The sequence below is a fragment of the Paenibacillus sp. JZ16 genome (genome assembly GCF_015326965.1).
In the GTDB taxonomy this organism is placed as follows: Bacteria; Bacillota; Bacilli; order Paenibacillales; family Paenibacillaceae; genus Paenibacillus_AQ.
Genome location: NZ_CP017659.1, coordinates 5,374,863 through 5,391,490, shown reverse-complemented (window position 1 = coordinate 5,391,490; position 16,628 = coordinate 5,374,863). Strand labels below are relative to the sequence as shown.

General features: G+C 50.5%; 17 protein-coding genes. 6 read left to right on the top strand and 11 right to left on the bottom strand.

All coding sequences use genetic code 11. The features are described 5' to 3' along the window. Positions 1-21 precede the first annotated feature (21 nt). The 4 genes from BJP58_RS24260 (at position 22) to BJP58_RS24245 (ending at position 2,651) form a co-directional block, all read left to right on the top strand. A complete protein-coding gene (locus BJP58_RS24260) occupies positions 22-429 on the top strand; it encodes a hypothetical protein (RefSeq protein ID WP_194540907.1) in 408 nt (135 codons plus the stop codon). Positions 430-721: 292 nt separating this feature from the next. Beyond that, positions 722-1,000, top strand: coding sequence for a hypothetical protein (locus BJP58_RS24255; protein WP_071220877.1), 279 nt, complete (start codon positions 722-724; stop codon positions 998-1,000). 71 nt (positions 1,001-1,071) lie between these two features. Continuing rightward, complete coding sequence (locus BJP58_RS24250; RefSeq protein ID WP_194540906.1) at positions 1,072-2,346, top strand: Tle-like phospholipase domain-containing protein; 1,275 nt, start codon at positions 1,072-1,074, stop codon at positions 2,344-2,346. A gap of 32 nt (positions 2,347-2,378) precedes the next feature. After that, on the top strand, positions 2,379-2,651 hold the full coding sequence (locus BJP58_RS24245; protein ID WP_194540905.1) for a hypothetical protein: 273 nt from the start codon (positions 2,379-2,381) through the stop codon (positions 2,649-2,651). Positions 2,652-2,759: 108 nt separating this feature from the next. On the opposite strand, the gene folE is transcribed toward BJP58_RS24245, so the two are convergent. The 9 genes from folE to BJP58_RS24200 form a co-directional block, all read right to left on the bottom strand. Further along, entirely contained in the window at positions 2,760-3,353 is a 594-nt protein-coding gene (folE, locus tag BJP58_RS24240) for a GTP cyclohydrolase I FolE (protein ID WP_071220880.1), read from the bottom strand. Positions 3,354-3,477: 124 nt separating this feature from the next. Beyond that, positions 3,478-3,714 carry a YneF family protein gene (locus BJP58_RS24235; protein WP_009594912.1) on the bottom strand — a complete coding sequence of 79 codons (237 nt, stop codon included), beginning with the start codon at positions 3,712-3,714 and terminating at the stop codon, positions 3,478-3,480. Between the two features lie 142 nt (positions 3,715-3,856). After that, complete coding sequence (queG, locus tag BJP58_RS24230) at positions 3,857-5,698, bottom strand: tRNA epoxyqueuosine(34) reductase QueG (protein WP_194540904.1); 1,842 nt, start codon at positions 5,696-5,698, stop codon at positions 3,857-3,859. A 43-nt stretch (positions 5,699-5,741) separates the two neighbouring features. Beyond that, positions 5,742-6,344, bottom strand: coding sequence for a signal peptidase I (gene lepB, locus BJP58_RS24225; RefSeq protein ID WP_194540903.1), 603 nt, complete (start codon positions 6,342-6,344; stop codon positions 5,742-5,744). Positions 6,345-6,549: 205 nt separating this feature from the next. Continuing rightward, positions 6,550-6,972 (bottom strand): GNAT family N-acetyltransferase, encoded by a 423-nt coding sequence (locus BJP58_RS24220; RefSeq protein ID WP_012819018.1) that lies wholly within the window; start codon positions 6,970-6,972, stop codon positions 6,550-6,552. Positions 6,973-7,411: 439 nt separating this feature from the next. After that, positions 7,412-8,500, bottom strand: a complete 1,089-nt coding sequence (locus tag BJP58_RS24215) for an efflux RND transporter periplasmic adaptor subunit (protein ID WP_194540902.1) — start codon at positions 8,498-8,500, stop codon at positions 7,412-7,414. Between the two features lie 33 nt (positions 8,501-8,533). After that, positions 8,534-9,811 (bottom strand): ABC transporter permease, encoded by a 1,278-nt coding sequence (locus BJP58_RS24210; RefSeq protein ID WP_233354744.1) that lies wholly within the window; start codon positions 9,809-9,811, stop codon positions 8,534-8,536. A 68-nt stretch (positions 9,812-9,879) separates the two neighbouring features. After that, complete coding sequence (locus BJP58_RS24205; protein ID WP_194540900.1) at positions 9,880-10,647, bottom strand: ABC transporter ATP-binding protein; 768 nt, start codon at positions 10,645-10,647, stop codon at positions 9,880-9,882. 27 nt (positions 10,648-10,674) lie between these two features. Further along, positions 10,675-13,242: a hypothetical protein gene (locus BJP58_RS24200; RefSeq protein WP_194540899.1), complete on the bottom strand. Its 2,568-nt coding sequence runs from the start codon at positions 13,240-13,242 to the stop codon at positions 10,675-10,677. A gap of 327 nt (positions 13,243-13,569) precedes the next feature. Here BJP58_RS24200 and BJP58_RS24195 point away from each other — a divergent pair, with 327 nt between their 5' ends. After that, positions 13,570-14,178, top strand: a complete 609-nt coding sequence (locus tag BJP58_RS24195) for a superoxide dismutase (RefSeq protein WP_100540176.1) — start codon at positions 13,570-13,572, stop codon at positions 14,176-14,178. A gap of 124 nt (positions 14,179-14,302) precedes the next feature. On the opposite strand, the gene mutY is transcribed toward BJP58_RS24195, so the two are convergent. Then, on the bottom strand, positions 14,303-15,451 hold the full coding sequence (mutY, locus tag BJP58_RS24190) for an A/G-specific adenine glycosylase (protein WP_194540898.1): 1,149 nt from the start codon (positions 15,449-15,451) through the stop codon (positions 14,303-14,305). Positions 15,452-15,480: 29 nt separating this feature from the next. Further along, positions 15,481-15,873: a holo-ACP synthase gene (acpS, locus tag BJP58_RS24185; RefSeq protein WP_194540897.1), complete on the bottom strand. Its 393-nt coding sequence runs from the start codon at positions 15,871-15,873 to the stop codon at positions 15,481-15,483. Between the two features lie 190 nt (positions 15,874-16,063). Here acpS and BJP58_RS24180 point away from each other — a divergent pair, with 190 nt between their 5' ends. After that, positions 16,064-16,615 carry a dihydrofolate reductase family protein gene (locus BJP58_RS24180; protein WP_194540896.1) on the top strand — a complete coding sequence of 184 codons (552 nt, stop codon included), beginning with the start codon at positions 16,064-16,066 and terminating at the stop codon, positions 16,613-16,615. Positions 16,616-16,628: the final 13 nt, after the last annotated feature.

Below are 16,628 nucleotides of genomic sequence, written 5' to 3'. Positions count from 1 at the left end.
TATAGCCCTCCTTACTTCATTATGGAGTTTAAGGAGGGCTTTATCCTTATTCAAAGGGGTGATTCTCTGTACACTGGAGCACATTGGATAAAGGGGTCGGGATTGCTTACCTTACTCATCCTTTTTTTTGTATCCGTAGGATGCGGCCATCCGTCTTCCATCAACAATGACAATCGCCATGGCAATGAATCCATCGTTGCAGCAAGCAATGCTGCGATTCAATACTTTAAGGAAACGTACGATCTGGAGGTCCAAATAACGAGCCAAAATAAATTACCTACATATGTCGCCGATGAAATTGATGTTGGAGGTTTTGTCATAGGGCATCCCGATCAGACTTTCAATTTATCTGTAAACTACAAGACCCTTGAAACCGGGCACTTGGTCATGAGTCCAGAATTGGACAAGATTATTAAAACTAAGGAATAACCCGAGCCTATTGTTAGGTCTTTTTTACTACATATCTGGTTATTTATTCGGTTGAACGCTACCATATGCTGGATTATGATATGACAGTAAGCTTGGTGCGCCACTTCTACATTGCCTAAGGCGAAACGAAGAGAAACGCTGCGTTCCAAACTAGTACTGCAAGATTCAGCATGCCTGTAAGAGCAGAACATCACCACTGAAGGGATGGGTCAGTGTGAACAGTAGGTTCAAATCACGTGTTTTCATTTTTGCTTTTGTGCTTATCATTTTAATTGTTGGAGGATGCCAGCCAGTGAACAATAACCAAGCCAATACAGACGACAGCTCGGACGAAGTCATAACGAAGGCTAAGACCACAGCCGTTGAGCATTTTAAAGAGAAATACAACTTGGATGTCGAGATTACCAAAGAAGAGATGATGCCTTCTATTGTAGCGGACAAGGTCAACCTTGAAGGGTTTGTAGTAGATCATCCGGAACAAACCTTTAAAATATCCGTTGATTTCAACACAGGCGAGACATCTAATTTCGTAATGAACCCGGAGCTCAGAAAAGCGATTAAGGGCGAGTGATGGGTTGTGCTGCCTTTTGGCTGTAACTAAAGGTTCTGATCCTGCTGAGTCATGTTAAGGAGGGAGTATATTTGAGTTCACCGCAAGTGGATGACGAGACGTACCGATTGATGTCAGAAGCGGCTTATCTCGATCTGAAAAAAGAAGATACCGTTGAGGACTTGCCTGGGTGGGAAGTCCTTGAGGACTATAAGAGCAACAGCATATCAGGCTTTGATGCGGTAACTTTTTACAACAAGGAAACGAATCAGGCCGTTATCGCTTACCGGGGCACCGAGGCAGGGAAAGACTTATCCCATGCTCTCCCCGATTATTTGGCCGATGCGGACATTGGTATTGAAGAGATCAAAAGAAAAATCCCGGAATTTCGGCCACCTTGGGCGGACCATGTAGACAAAGTCAAAGAAGCCACGGGGATTAACGATGTCACGGATTGGTTCGGTGAACAATCGCGGCAGATCGATAAAAAAACGGATATATTGGGAACCAACCAGTTGTATCAAGCCGAGGATTATGCGCTGGAAATGAAGGAGAAATACAAGGGTGTTGATTTCACCCTCACGGGTCACTCCCTAGGGGGAGCCAACGCGCAATATGCTGCCGCCTATACGGGCATGTCGGCTGTCACCTTCAGTGCTCCGTCGGTCATCGGTAGCCTCTCCCCTGAAGCCAGAAGAAAGGCAGAGAACGGGGAATTCGATTCCCAAATCATTAATTTCGCCCATCCAGGCGACATTATTGCCAGCGGCGCGCTCGGCGGCTTCGATGGCCATGTCGGTTCTACCTATTACATAGACTCCAGTTATAAAGACGCCAATGACGGTCTCAGTTTAAAAGAAAAAATTGATAATACACTGGGCGGCCCCAATTATCATCAGCTTGACCGCTATCGATTCGAGGATGGCTACATTTCGAACCGTCTTTATGACGGCTCTACCGATAAAGCCGTCGATTCGCCCAGAATCCCTTCTCACGGCAATCTCTTGTTTGGTCTTGGCGGACCGCTGAGCAATTTGGGCTTAGGTTTGGGCGGCTCGCTGGGAGCCCTGGGCGGCTCCGCAGGAGGCTCCTCCGGTACCATCCAGGTAACCCCTGCCGAGCTGCGAAGCGTAGCCGAGAAATGGAGAGCACACGCCCATCAAAGTGATGCCGAAATCCAAGGAATCCGGCAGCGTCTCTCCAAATACATGTTCTCCAGCCACAGCAGACGTCTGCAGCCGATTGTCCAGCAGCTGGATACATCCATCATGTCGATGAGTCAATGGCATCTGCAGCATACCACCGACATCGTTCAGTATATTAAATTCAAAGCGGATTTATTTGAACGGACAGACAACAGCGGGTAAACATCAATACGAAACTACCGGGAGGGATGGAGATGAGTCGAGAGATTCTGCTGGAGCTGGATGATTTGCTTCAGGCCGAACGCGAGCTATCAGGACTGCTGGCAGCCATTCGGGCCGACGAACAGGAGGCACGGGTCATGTACGCCCGTCTGCAGGATTGGAAGGGACAATCCGCCAATGTGCTGCGCGATCAGATTGAAACCTTCTTCATGGAGATGTCCCGCCGCATCCGGGATATCGAGGAGCAAAAACAAGCACTCATCCAATATGTGCAGTATATGAAACAAGTGGATGGGGCCTCTTAAGAAGCCCTTGCCTTGCATCGATTAACATATGAGCTCACATTCGTTGCTGAGCACAAAAAAAGGCTTCGCCTCCGTGGGCGAAGCCTTTTGCAATTGTCTGGTTCCTGCTTAGTCTTTAATCAAAGACAGAAATTCTGAACGCTGTGCAGAATCACTCTGGAAGGTACCGCGTACAGCTGACGTGACCGTTTTGCTGCCCGGCTTCTTCACACCGCGCGCGCACATGCACAGATGCTCGCCTTCCACAACGACCATCACGCCGTTTGGCTGCAGCGCCTCCACCATAATGTCAGCGATCTGCGAGGTGATGCGCTCCTGCACCTGAAGACGGCGGGTAACCGCCTCTACCAGACGCGCCAGCTTGCTCAAACCGGCGATTTTGCCGCTAGGGACATAACCGATATGGACTTTGCCAAAGAACGGCGCCATATGATGCTCGCACTGGCTGTAATATACGATATCCTTCACGATAACCAATTCCTCATGATTCTCGTCAAAGGTAACCCCGAGGACATCCTTGGGATCCACTTCGTATCCCGCAAAGATCTCCTCATACATCCGCGTTACACGGGCCGGTGTCTCAAGGAGTCCCTCACGCTGGGGATCTTCACCGATCAGTTTCAATATTTGCTCTACATGATACTCGATCTGCTCCCGGTTATCGCCTACTTTATTGTTCACATAATCCTTTACACCCGCCACGGTACATCCCCCTTTTTCGTTCCATAGAAAAAGCAAACGGTTAACTTATAGCCGCTGTTAGCGGCCTTTTTAAATAGAAATGCCCCTCCGTCATTTCATTTAGACGGGAGCGGGCTTTTTTTCATTATGATTTGCGTTTACGGCCTTGCCCTTTACCCGGCATAGGCTGATTTTTCATCATTTGCTGTGCGCGCTGCATTTGCTTGCTGTTCATGTTATAGCCCATTTGTTTTGCCATCTTCTGCAGCATTTGCGGATCGTTCTGCATCTTCTCCAATTGCTTGCGGAGATAGAATACGCCGATAAAAAATCCGCCAACCAGACCCACGATCAATGTAATAATCGGAATGACTATATCCATCACTTGACCACCTTCTACTATACTAATATTTACCATTTAATGGCGCATATACGAACCTATCATAGCATGTCCTTTTCGCCACAGCAAATGAAAATAACGGATACATGGCAGCGAGCGGCCCTAGTCATGCATATTGTATCCTTTACGACCCTTTTCGGCCTGGCATAGCTCCTTCAATTGTTAACAGAGTGCGTTTGATCTCCGGCCCGCCGGCATATCCGATGAGAGCTCCGTCAGCACCTACCACACGATGACATGGCACGATGATCGGGACCGGGTTCTTGTTGTTCGCTCCGCCTACGGCACGAACCGCTTTAGGACGCCCGATGGTTTCGGCTACATCCTTATAGGAACACACCGTTCCATAAGGAATGGACTTCAGCGCTTCCCACACCTGCAATTGGAATGAGGTTCCGCGCATGTCCAGCTGTACGTCGAACGCCTTTAGCTCCCCTGCAAAATACTGCTTCAACTGCGTGATCGCAGGAGCTAACCTTGCCTCGTCACGCTGGTAGCCGCCGTTACCGGCCCAGGTCCGTGACCACTGCTGGATGACCGCTTCCTTCACATAGAAGCTGCCAAATTCAATAAGACATAATCCCTTCTCCGTTGCGCAGACCGTCAGCGGTCCAATCGGAGATTGAAGTTCATCGTAATACAGCATTTCCGGTCCTCCTTCAGGGATGGCCATCGGCTCAACTCCCTGAATAACAGGACTCTCCTGTTCCGGTTTGTCCCCATTAGAGGAACCCGCAGCAGGAGTGCCAGCGGAAGAAGCATCAGCCGCAGCTCCGGCAGGCGCTTCTTTCTCACTCGGTGTATTCAGTTTATTCAAGGCTTGCTGCAGCATATCTCGTACTTGGGAATCCCCTTCTGATTTCATGCTTTTCTCTAAGTTGTTCAACGCTTCTTCGCCTCCAATACGGCCCAGAGCCCATGCAGCGGTTCCCCGCAGCTCCGGACGCGGGTCTTTCAGCAGTACCTCGCTCAGCTTCGGTACGGCTGAAATATCTTTAAAGTTGCCAAGCGCGATGACAGCATTGCGCTGAATCGGCTTTCGGCCGCGCCAAGCGGCCGAAGTATCTCCAAATGCCTCCTTGAATTCCCGGTTGGTCATATCCAGGATGGGCAGGAGCAGCGGCTTGGCTTTTTCAGGATCGGGCTTAAAGTCCTCTTGATGAGTCCAATTCTTGCCCCGGTTCTTCGGACAAACAATTTGACAGGTATCACAGCCGTACAGCCGGTTACCGATCTTGCGCATGGCTTCTTCGTCCAGAAACCCTTTGGTCTGGGTTAGAAAAGAAACGCAGCGCTGGGCATTCAGCTGCCCGGGACCGACAAGCGCGCCGGTTGGGCAAGCGTCAATGCACTTGGTGCACTCCCCGCAGTCCTCGGTTACCGGCGTATCCGGCGGAAACGGAATATTGGTTACCATTTCGCCGAGGAATATCCAGGAACCGAACTTCGGAGAGATGATGGCGCAGTTCTTAGCGCTAAAACCAATCCCCGCTCGCTGCGAAACCGCCCGGTCAACAAGCGCGCCCGTGTCCACCATACTTTCAAGCTTCGCATCCGGCACGCGTTCTTTAATGTATTCCTCCAGGCGGCTCATGGCCTCGCGGAGAACCTGATGATAATCCCTTCCCCATGCAGACCGCGCCATAATCCCCCTGTACTTGCCAGGCTCTGATTTAGGCGGGTTCTCCATCTTGGAGTGGTACGTTATTGCAATGGCGATCAGGGACTTCGGCTTCGTACCGGGAAGGGCCGGAGTAACCCGCTTATCCAGATCGGACTCCTCAAAGCCCGACTCATACCCTTTATCCCGATGGTTTTGCAATATTCCCTTCAAGGATTCGAACGGCTCCGCCGAAGCAAAGCCGATATCATCAATGCCAAGCTCCGGTGCAACGGTCTTAAGCTCCTGCTTAAGCTCCTCCCATACCGAAGGCGGAGGAGCATACGAGCCGAGTGTGTAGGTCATTCTCCAGCGCCTCCTTTCCTGGGATGATGTTCTGTCTTTTCAGCTACAGCTTTTTGATCTCGGACAACGGCCAGAAAATAAATTCAGCCCTGCCCACGATGTCGCTTTCCTTCACGCTGCCGAACATGCGGCTGTCCTTGCTCTTTCCAAGATGGCGGTTATCTCCCATAACGAAGTAGCGGCCCTCTTCCAGGGTTATGGGCTCAAAGCCCGGGTCCTCGATCGGGACATCGGTATATCCTTCCTGCTGTGCAACTCCGTTTACGTACAGCTTCTGGTCCTTTACCTCAATGGTGTCCCCAGGTACGCCAACGACACGCTTTACAAGAAACTCCTTCTTATCCGGGCCATCGCTCGGGTCCTTAAGCACAATGACATCGCCATGGCTCGGTTCGGCAAAGCGATATACCACTTTATTAATAAACAGCCGCTCCGATGCTACCAGTGTCGGCTGCATAGATTCACCTTTAACCATAGAAAGGTTGAACACAAACATATTTAGAAGCACCATAATAACAAATGCAATCGCAATCGTCTTTACCCAATCCCAAAGCTCGGCAGCCCAGCTGTTCTTCTTGCCAGGTTGATTCTGAGGTCCGTTGTTCTCGCCCTGCTCAGTTGAATCCGGAGAAATCACTTGTCCCATGCTACACCTACTTTACTTCGATTTCGCCTTCGGGTATCAAAGGCGGCACCTTCAAAAAAGGTACATTAATAGAAAAGCATATCTCCCACCCATTTGCAACGGCTGAAAGATATGCTTCATATCGAAAAAATGTCGTTTCTTATCTCTGTCGAAGCTTAAGGCCGCCGTTTGCGCCCGCTCGTATGTACCGCTCTCGTCATGACTACTATTGACCAAGGATACTGAGCTTCTGGAACGACCGCAGGATTTGGCTGGCACCGTATCCCATAGCTTCATAAAATGGCATGGCTGCGGCGTTGTGCTCGTCTCCGGCTACCATGATCCGACTGACTTTCCGTGATTGAAAACGCTGTTCCATTGCCGAAATCAATGCTTTGCCAATCCCTTTTCTGCGGTAGTCGGGATGAATGGCAATGCGGTAATAACAACCATGATTGCGTTCGATCGTACCGATTAAGGCACCAACGATTTCACCGTTTTCTTCAGCCACCATAATCAGATCGGAGTCCCAAGCAAGCTGTCTGGAGAAGGGCTCCATCGTGTTTTCGTAGCATTCTTCCGATAAAGCAATCTGCAGAAGCTCGGTTACGGGGTTACAGTCACTCAACTGAAAGGAACGAACATGCATTTCAAAATCTCCCTTTTCGTTAGCATGATGCGGTTTACCCGGTTTACAAAAATCTAGTATTCCGTTAACGCAAACCTGACATTTATATTACTACAAAAAACCCGAAAATCCTCTTTCCTTGTCCATTAAACCACATCTTTCTCGTAAATTCACGAGTTTTCTTCTGAAAGCGCTTTATATGAAGCGTTTTCATCTTTTTAGCTGGATAATATTCCATATTTTTGTTGAATAACAGGTTTGTTTCCTGCTGTTAAACCATTAGCTCACTGTTAAAATCACACCCATGAATTTCCAATCCTTTTCTTTCTGATTGAGATCTATATTTTAATAAAATAACCGGACTTTCCCAGTCCTGCCGTTGATATAGGCAAGTAAAAAAAACAACAGCGTTCTCTAGGCTATATGCCTTTGAGCAACGCTGTGTTTTCGTTCATGATATTTACTGGAGAACGACGGTGTCGCCCACTTTCAGCCCTGACACAACCTCGACTTTATCCAGCGTCTGCAAGCCGGTCTCGATATCCTGCCGTTCAATCTGGCCGCCTCCCTTGTCCACCATGACGTAGGAGGTGCCTCCGTCCGTCATAACGGCAAGTTTAGGAACCACAACCGCCTTATCTTTTCGTTTGGTTACAATATCTCCGTTCAGCGTCAGCCCGCCGATCAAACGATCTTCCTTCGGCAGCGAGATGATCACCTTAAACTGTGGCGTCTGGGAGGTTTGCTTCTCCTGAGCCGTCGTCTCGGCAAATTTGGCCACTTCCAGCACCTTTCCCTTCAGCTTTAGATCCTTGATGGACGGCAGCTTTACTTCAACCGCCATGTCCTGCTTAATGCTGAATATATCGTTTTCCCCGACATATGCCACTAATCGAAGAGAATCCAGGTCGACGATTTTGCCGATATACTGGTTCGCCGTCACCGATTGCGGCCGCTGCTGCGTCGGATCGAACAGAAACAGGCCTGTTGCAGGTGATAGGTATGTAGCTTTCTTCAGCCTGTCATTCAAGTCGGCCAGCGTCTGGCGTTCAATATCGTTGGTAACCTCGTCCAGCTGACTGCTCAGCCGAGCATTTTCCTGGTCTGCCAGCATTTTAAGGCGCTCGGCCTCCGTTCCTAACGCCGGGGCGTTATCGAGGTCTTGATTTAACGTGAACTCCTTCAGCTCCTGCTCCAGCTTCCGCTTCTGCAGCTCGGCTTCCTTCTGCTGAAGCTGCTGGCGAATGGCCGTTTGCTCCAATTTAAAAAGCGCATCGCCTTTCTTGATCTGCTGGCCGTTCTCTACGTTCCAAGACTCCACTTTCGCTTCAAAAGGTGCGTACACATTGGTCTCCCGCCCGTATTCGGACGTTCCCTTGACCTGCACGGTCGAGACGATGCTTTCCTCGGTTACGGGAAATGAGATGACCTGCGGCTCTTCCATCATGGGAATCTCGGGTTCTTTCGGTTTCACCTGTCCATATCCCCAATATCCCACCAAGCCCAGCACGGCAACGATAACCGTCCATTTTATGATTTTTTTTATCATACCGATTTAGCTTCCTTTCCGAAACTCATTATCCTAATCCCGCTTGATGGCCAGAAGTGCGTTCGTTCTTGCTGCACTGATCGCCGGATAGATCCCCGAGAAGATTCCGGTCATCACGGCGAATGCAATGCCGATCGGCAGCGTCTCCAGCGTAACCGCAATTTGCAGCCCAGACATGCCCGCCGAAGCCATAATGAATGAATTTAGTCCCTTGATGATCAAAAATGCGAATACGATGCCAAGCAATCCGCCAAGCAAACCGAGCAGGCTGGCTTCTACGATGAACATGTTGCGGATTTGCGGCATATTCGCCCCCAGAACCTTCATGATGCCGATTTGTCTGCGGCGCTGATGCGTAGACATCGTCATCGCTACGATGATCGATATCGAGGCCAATAACAGGATAAATACGCCGATGCCGAGAGCGATCGCTTTGAATGTATCCAATTGGGAAGCGACCTGATCACGCATAGCCAGATTGTCGCTCGCATTAAGCGCAAGCTTTGAGATCAATTCCTCGAGCGGTTTAATATGCTGCAGATCATCCACTTTGACGGTTAGGCTATCGTATACCCGCTGTTTCGAAGCTGTCCCATTTTGCAGTTTTAAACTATTTGTTAGCCATTCCGCCGTATCAAAGGAAATATAGGCCTGACGATCGTAGATCGCAAACTGGGCATCTCTCCCTGTAGGCACGTCCAGCACGCCTCCAACATAAAGCTGCGGGCTAAGCTGTTTCTTGTCACCGTCCATCTGCTCCAGCTGAATATTTTTACCGTTCATTTCCGATACGGTGCTCTCATACATCTGATATTCTTCCCATATCTTCGGATTGTTGGGATCGGTATTGATCATATTCATCAATCTTTCGCTCGTCTCTGCATCCTTCCATCCGGTTGTTGCCCCGTAATTGAGCACCATAGCACCGATCTGATCAAGCGGGCCGCCTTCCTTGAACCTGTTACCCTGCTCTTTGAGCTTTGACAGGTCCACGGCCACCACGTTGAAGCCGTCGTTGATCAGGTTGTCGGACGAAATGGCTCTAAAATACCCGAGCTGCTTAGTGGCTATAACGGATTTGACATGATCAAAGCCCTGAATCACCTGAACCTTATCATCTGTCAGCAATCCACGGTCTGCTCCGACCGCGGGGCCGCTGCCTTCCCCTTGCCCGCTTGAGCCCTGCGGAGTCACCGTAATTTCGTCAAGCTTCATGCCGCCTATAATTTCCGTCTCCAAATAATTTTGGGCGCCGTTGCCAATGCTGATCGCTACGATAATAGCCGCGCATCCAATCGAAATACCAGTCATGCACAGGGCTGTCACCACTTTACGGCGTTTGATCTGTCCCCATGCCAGCCGTATGCTGTCTAAAATTATCAGCTGACCTCACCTGCCTCCTCCGCATGAACCGGGACCCCAGACAGGGACGAAGGGGCGTTTGGCCCCCGTTGTCCTGCTGCTGGCGTTGTATAGTCCTCCGGCTGAACCAAATAACCGTCACGGAGCATAATCGTTTTTTTCATTTGAGCAGCGACTTCCATCTCATGGGTAACGATGACAAACGTCGTTTTCATGGACTCATTCAGCGCCATCATAATTCGGATAATTTCTTCTTCCGTCTTGGTGTCCAGGTTGCCCGTCGGCTCGTCCGCAAAAATTACGGAAGGCTCGGTAATCAACGAGCGCGCAATACTGACGCGCTGCTGCTGTCCGCCTGACAACTGGGACGGGTACAGTGAAGCCTTATCGCCGATCCCCGTCATCTCCAGCAGCTCCATCGCTTTCTTGCGGCGCTTGGACGAAGAAACGGATTGAAAGACCAGTGGAAGCTCCACGTTCTCCCGAACCGTGAGCGTCGGGATCAGCTCATAGGCCTGAAAAATAAATCCGATATGCTTGCGCCGGAAGACAGCAAGCTTGTTTTCCCCGTATTTGACAATATCCTGATCGGCAATATAAATATGGCCTTCCGTCGGCTTCATCAGTCCTGCCATTAAGTTGAGCAGCGTGGACTTGCCCGACCCGGAACTGCCGAGCAGGGCAATCATCTCCCCCTTCTGGACTTCGAACTGGATATTATGGAGCACCTTTAACACTTCGTTACCGTTCTTAAAGCTGTGCGATACATTTTCCAAACGCAACATGTTCGCTATTCCTTTCCGGTTCTTAATTTAACTCTCCTCGTCAGGAACTGCAGTAGGCGTGAATATCAAATTGTAGCTTTGGCTGCCCAGCGTGATCCGCTCATTCTGGAATTCGTCCACCAGGGTTAAGTTAAACCAACCGCCGCGAAGTTTTTTGTATTGCTCATCCGACAGCTCCATCGACACCGACCGGGTGCCCGGCACCTGGATATCGGTACCTGGCGTGAGCGTACGCTCTTGTGTCTGTCCGAGGCTGTCTTTGATGATTAAAATCAACTTGTGGCCGGAGTCCGCCGCAACGATGCTCTCGCTGCGTTTTACATCAAACGTGATATTCAGCGGAATGGAAGAACTGCCCTCCTGCAGATGTCCTACCGCTTTCGTAACCGAAACGTGGTAAGGATACCAATCGAGGTTCGTCAGTCCGGAGCTTACGGCTGGTCTGATCGGATTCAGCATCAATTTTTTCACGCCCATGACACCGGTAGCGTCTTTACCCGTCTCCGCAAGCTTGCTTCCGGTCATTGCCGTACCCAGAGCAAGCCCCAGTTCGCTTGCAGCCCCCTTCGGCACTCTGGCCCAAAAGACGATCGACTGCTTGGATCCCGGCTGAAGCGAGGCTTCCGGCTGAATGGTTTCCGCTTCGTAGATCTTGCCATCCGTGCTTTGGAAATACCCCTTCAGCACTGCTGCTTGAACGCGGCGCTGTTCATTGCTGGTCAGCAAGAACTCGGAATAGACAATATCGGAGTCCACGCCTTCATAGATGACCGTCCGCCGTTCCTGCGCCTCTGCGCGCTTACCAATCGCGGTAACCGTATACGGCTTCCCTTTCTCCAAGGTGCTGATCGACTGCGTCATGCCGGACGTGGTCATGGTAAGGAACGACGTTTTGGCTGTATCCTGCTGCGTAAACAGCTCGAAGCGGAGCGAACGGATATCCTTGGTATAAGGGATTCGCGCCATGACATATACCTCGGTTGATGACCCCGGGGGAATCAGGGAACCCTGCTCCTCCGCAATAACCTCCGAACCGGCCAGCGTCGTTTTTTCGTCCGCTGTGACGTTTACTTTAAGCTCAGGCAGCGGCAGCGATTTGGATTCCTGGGTATTCCGCAGACGCAGCTTCGCAACGATCAGATCCTGATCCTGCCATGGCAGACGCTGCATGGATTCCAGCGTGTACGCAAATCCTTTGGCCGTCTGCGCGTCGTACTCCACGCCGATCGATGATTTGCGTTCCGTTTGGTAAGGGATGGCAAAATATGCAATCGGCAGGGTCAATGACTCCTGGACCTCGGTGGTCGTCTCACTGCCCGGTTCACCCGAGCTCGCCGGCGGATTGGATGAGCTGACAGGGCCAGGTGCCCCGATCATTTGCAGCTTCAACCGGTCCTGCTTGAGATCAAGCGGAAGTGTTATTTCCATCACCATCGTTTTCTCTTCCCCGGGACGGAGTGTCAAACCCGCCTTGTTATCCGGAGTGTAAGGATGGAAGGAGCCTTCGGATGCTTTAATCGCATACTCGTAGGCCGGAATTTCCACCGATTTTTTCCCTTTGTTCTTGAAGGCCATCTCGATATTCCATATGCCCTGTCCCCCGGCGGCGCGCAGCGAAGCCTGGCGGATTCTGGCATCGACCGGAATGCCCTTGATGGTCAACTTCTTGGCCGCGCCAGCCGCGACATCCCACTTTGGTGCTGTTGCCGCAGGCAGCTTGAAGGATGCGACCGGCAACGACAGCTTCAGCGTTTCATCGTTTTCGGTCCACAAGAAACGCAAACCGGTCGTTTTAAGATAGGAGGGAACTTCTGTTATGTAATAAACCAGTTTCTTTTCTTTCGGCTGAACAGGCACACCCTCGGCTCCTGCCTCATGACGCAGAAGGAATGAACTGCCACTTCCCGTCACCAAATACGGTTCGAACCCGCGGTCATTCCATACCTTTCCGCCATGGTTCGTCATATACATCCCGACTTTGGCGATGACCTTCCCGTCGTACTTGATGATCTCCAGTGATTCAGCCTGTACGGTAACCGGACTGCCGCCAAGTTGCAGCTTGGAGCTCGAACCGGATGGTACGGCTGCTGAATAGTTGGCCGGCATCCTGTACGTTCCGACACGCTGCAGGTAGCCTTTGACCTGCGGATTCCATACGTCCATCACCAGCTTCATGCCGGACAAGGAGCTGCTATCGGTCTTCGCATAGTAGGTTACACTCAGGCTTTGACCGGGTTCTACCTTCTTCTTGGTAAGATCCTTGGAAATGGGATTGGCTGCCGTCACGGAACCGCCGGGAAGCACCACCTTGGGAAAATAAGATACCAGGCGCGCTGCGCTTTTCCCTCCGTTTTTATAAGTCAGTGTAAATACCGCCACATTCGTGCCGGTTTGCTGCCATATGTCGGCATGGTCAAGCTTTGCCGTGACGTTGTTGCCAAGTTTCACGCTCCAGGCGAGCGCTGCACCCTTCTGCGCAGTCGACTTCGTGATTTGCGATGGCTGCGTCTTAGATGCTGCAGCTTCCACTTGCGGTGCCGCAGCCAGAATGGCAGCCATCAGAATGGCAGCCACTCTGAGCTTTGTACTATTCATGTTATGTACCGACCCCTTTCTACCTCGACATATCCCTTGTATATCGACGTTTAATCATAGATTTGTTCAAGACTATATATATAACGACAAATTTCAAAGAAAAGTTTTCCATTAATATTCATTGCGCTGAAACAACGTTCCATCGTGCAAGAAATTAGCCCTCTGTCGACTTTTCAAACATAAAAGTTGATTTAATCACCCAAAACGGTTTAATATATGTAGTGTAGCCGGATTACATATTACGTTGTTCCGGGATGATAAAGACTTCCTGATGAAGGAAGACCCTTTCATCATAACCAAAAACTAAATTTACAGGAGGTTTTTACTATGGCATTTCAATTACCAGCACTTCCTTACGCAAACGACGCGCTCGAGCCTCATATCGACGCACAGACGATGGAGATCCACCATGATCGCCACCATAATACCTACGTAACCAACTTGAACGCTGCTCTTGAGAACGCTCCTGAGCTTCAAGGCAAATCCCTTGAGGATCTGATCGCTAACCTTGACGCTGTACCGGAAAGCATCCGCACAGCGGTTCGCAACAACGGCGGCGGCCATGCTAACCACTCCCTGTTCTGGGAAGTTATCGGACCAAACGGCGGCGGACAACCGACTGGCGCATTGGCTGATGCCATCAACAGCGAGCTCGGCGGCTTCGATAAATTCAAAGAAGATTTCGCAAAAGCGGCTACAACTCGTTTTGGCAGCGGCTGGGCTTGGCTCGTTGTTAAAGACGGCAAACTGGCAGTAACCAGCACACCAAACCAAGACAGCCCGATCATGGAAGGTCAAACTCCTCTCCTCGGCCTGGACGTTTGGGAGCATGCTTACTACCTGAAGTATCAAAACAAACGCCCTGATTACATTTCCGCATTCTGGAATGTAGTAAACTGGGAAGAAGTCGGCAAACGTTACGATAACGCGAAATAATATCGCTTAACTAAAAACCGATATCATACCAAAAAGGCTGCTTTCCGCTGTAGACCCTGTCTACCGCGAAAGCAGCCTTTTTATATCAATATCATGCTGTTACATTCCAAAGGGATTTTCGGCTTCAAGATGAGAAATACGAGTTCAGAATCCGAATGAACACATTCGGAAATGCGTAACGTTCCATGTCATGAACGTGAATCCAGCGAAAGTTCTCCTCCCCTGTCTCATAAGCCGCTGCACTCTCTGCTGCTTGCAGGGCTGCCGGCGGAACCTCGTGCCACTTACAGCGGTACACGCCCATATTCCATTGAATATGGCTAAAGGTATGCTCAGCGTCCATCACATGGCCGATCGGCAGAACCGGAACCCCTTCTTCCAGTAGGGCATCCCTCAATCGGTTCATCGTTGTCTCCTCCGACATCGCGGCCGGTACGCCGCTCCCTTCGGTCGATACAATTACATGCGGCAGCTCCCACATCCCTGCCAATAAACCGGTGGATGGACGCTTACGGATCAGAATCTTCCCTTCGTGCACGCCGGTGCCCTCTACAATCGCCGTAAGGCGGTATTCAGGACGCGGCGGCTTGGCCTTCGTCTTAATAGGAAGGGACTCCTCTTTGCCCTCAAACCGCGCTGTACAATGCTCCATCACCGGACATACCAGACATTTAGGAGACTTCGGCGTACAGATCAACGCCCCCAGTTCCATCAGCGCCTGAGTGAAATCCGATGCTCGCCCGTCCGGAACCAGCGTCAGCACCAGATCCTCCATCTTGGTCCGGGTTTTCACCTTCATAATATCTTCTTCAATCAAAAAATAGCGTGACAGCACACGCATGACGTTACTGTCCACTGCTGCGGCAGGAATGTTAAATGCGATGCTGCGAATGGCACCCGAGGTATATGGACCAATGCCTTTAAGTCCCGACACTTCTTCTTTGCCGCTCGGCATAACGCCACCATACTGCTCTGTCACCTGCCTGGCGGCAGCCTGAAGGTTGCGTGCCCGGGAATAATAGCCGAGGCCCTCCCAGCATTTCAATACATCGTCTTCCGGCGCATCCGCAAGCGACTGAATCGTTGGAAACCGTTCGATAAACCGGTGGAAGTAAGGAATTACCGTGTCCACCCGGGTCTGCTGCAGCATAATTTCAGATACCCATATATAGTAGGGATCGCGGTGCCTGCGCCATGGCAAATCCCTTTTGTTGATCTCATACCAATCCAGCAGCTCGTGGCTGAAGTATTGTTTGTGTTCCTTGTTATACATCTATAAGTAATCTCCTTCGTTATCCTTACTTAAATCTTCTCAACCACGGCAAAAGCGGAAGCCAGCGTGGCCTGATGCGAAATCGTCAAATGAATCGCATAATGGGCGGACTCCTCCATTCCAAGGCGGTCCCAGGCTTCCTGGGATAAACGTGCCTCAGGCCTGCCAAGAGAACCCGGCAGCACTTCGATGTCACGAAACCCGATTACACCCCCGATTCCGGAGCCAAAGGCTTTGGATATCGCCTCTTTGGCAGCAAAGCGCCCGGCAACAAACTCCGTGCGTTTCGCCCCCTTGCCGGCGGCAATGACCTGCTCGCCCTGCGTAAGCACGCGCTGCATGAACCTCTCTCCATGCGGGCCTGTCATTAACATCTCCATTCGCTTCATGTCCAGCACGTCATGTCCGATTCCGTAGATCACAATCGTCCGCTCTCCTTCATGGATCCAGTCTTCCTGTCCAAAAAAATATACTCCTACTTATTGTATCAGTCGATGTACCTCAACGCGAGACCAACAGTGTTACAACAACATGAATTAAATAAAATTGTTGTGTTTCAAATTTTATCCATATAGACTGTACAAAATAGCATGATTGAGGGGGAAACATATTATGGGCTCATTGATTTATCACGTTGCCGTTTCGCTTGACTATTTTATCGCAGATCAAGCCATGATGGATGGGAGGATCGACCGCACTCTCTTTTTATTCGATGGGGAGCATGTTCCGGACTTCTTGGCAGAGATTCAGGAGTTTGAGGCTGTGCTGATGGGCGGTAAAACCTATGAGTTTGGATTTAAGATGGGGGCTAAGCCGGGTGAACCTGGTTACAAAGGACTCAAACATTATATATTCTCACGGTCATTAGAATTCGAATCCAATGATGAAGTTGAGTTAGTCAAGGAGGACGCCATCCCGTACATCCATAATCTCAAACAACGGACAGACGGTAAGCTCTGGCTGTGCGGCGGCGGGGAATTGGCAGGAAGCCTGCTTCAGCATCAACTGATCGATCAGCTTGTATTAAAGGTCAACCCGGTAATAGTTGGTGACGGCGTTCCGTTGTTCGGCAGTGTCAAACCCCGGCTAAGACTCGAACTGGTCGATATGAAGCAATATGCCAACGGCGTTCTCAAACCAACCTACAACATCATGTATACCTAACCTAGTGCCTCGC

Bases quoted from the DNA above. Each gene is read 5' to 3' on its own strand.
- BJP58_RS24200 (WP_194540899.1), bottom strand. From the start codon at position 13,242: ATGAATAGTACAAAGCTCAGAGTGGCTGCCATTCTGATGGCTGCCATT.
- mutY (WP_194540898.1), bottom strand. From the start codon at position 15,451: ATGTATAACAAGGAACACAAACAATACTTCAGCCACGAGCTGCTGGAT.
- BJP58_RS24180 (WP_194540896.1), top strand. From the start codon at position 16,064: ATGGGCTCATTGATTTATCACGTTGCCGTTTCGCTTGACTATTTTATC.
- BJP58_RS24235 (WP_009594912.1), bottom strand. From the start codon at position 3,714: ATGGATATAGTCATTCCGATTATTACATTGATCGTGGGTCTGGTTGGC.
- BJP58_RS24215 (WP_194540902.1), bottom strand. From the start codon at position 8,500: ATGATAAAAAAAATCATAAAATGGACGGTTATCGTTGCCGTGCTGGGC.
- BJP58_RS24245 (WP_194540905.1), top strand. From the start codon at position 2,379: ATGAGTCGAGAGATTCTGCTGGAGCTGGATGATTTGCTTCAGGCCGAA.
- BJP58_RS24210 (WP_233354744.1), bottom strand. From the start codon at position 9,811: ATGACTGGTATTTCGATTGGATGCGCGGCTATTATCGTAGCGATCAGC.
- BJP58_RS24220 (WP_012819018.1), bottom strand. From the start codon at position 6,972: ATGCATGTTCGTTCCTTTCAGTTGAGTGACTGTAACCCCGTAACCGAG.
- BJP58_RS24260 (WP_194540907.1), top strand. From the start codon at position 22: ATGGAGTTTAAGGAGGGCTTTATCCTTATTCAAAGGGGTGATTCTCTG.
- BJP58_RS24195 (WP_100540176.1), top strand. From the start codon at position 13,570: ATGGCATTTCAATTACCAGCACTTCCTTACGCAAACGACGCGCTCGAG.
- queG (WP_194540904.1), bottom strand. From the start codon at position 5,698: ATGACCTACACACTCGGCTCGTATGCTCCTCCGCCTTCGGTATGGGAG.
- lepB (WP_194540903.1), bottom strand. From the start codon at position 6,344: ATGGGACAAGTGATTTCTCCGGATTCAACTGAGCAGGGCGAGAACAAC.
- BJP58_RS24205 (WP_194540900.1), bottom strand. From the start codon at position 10,647: ATGTTGCGTTTGGAAAATGTATCGCACAGCTTTAAGAACGGTAACGAA.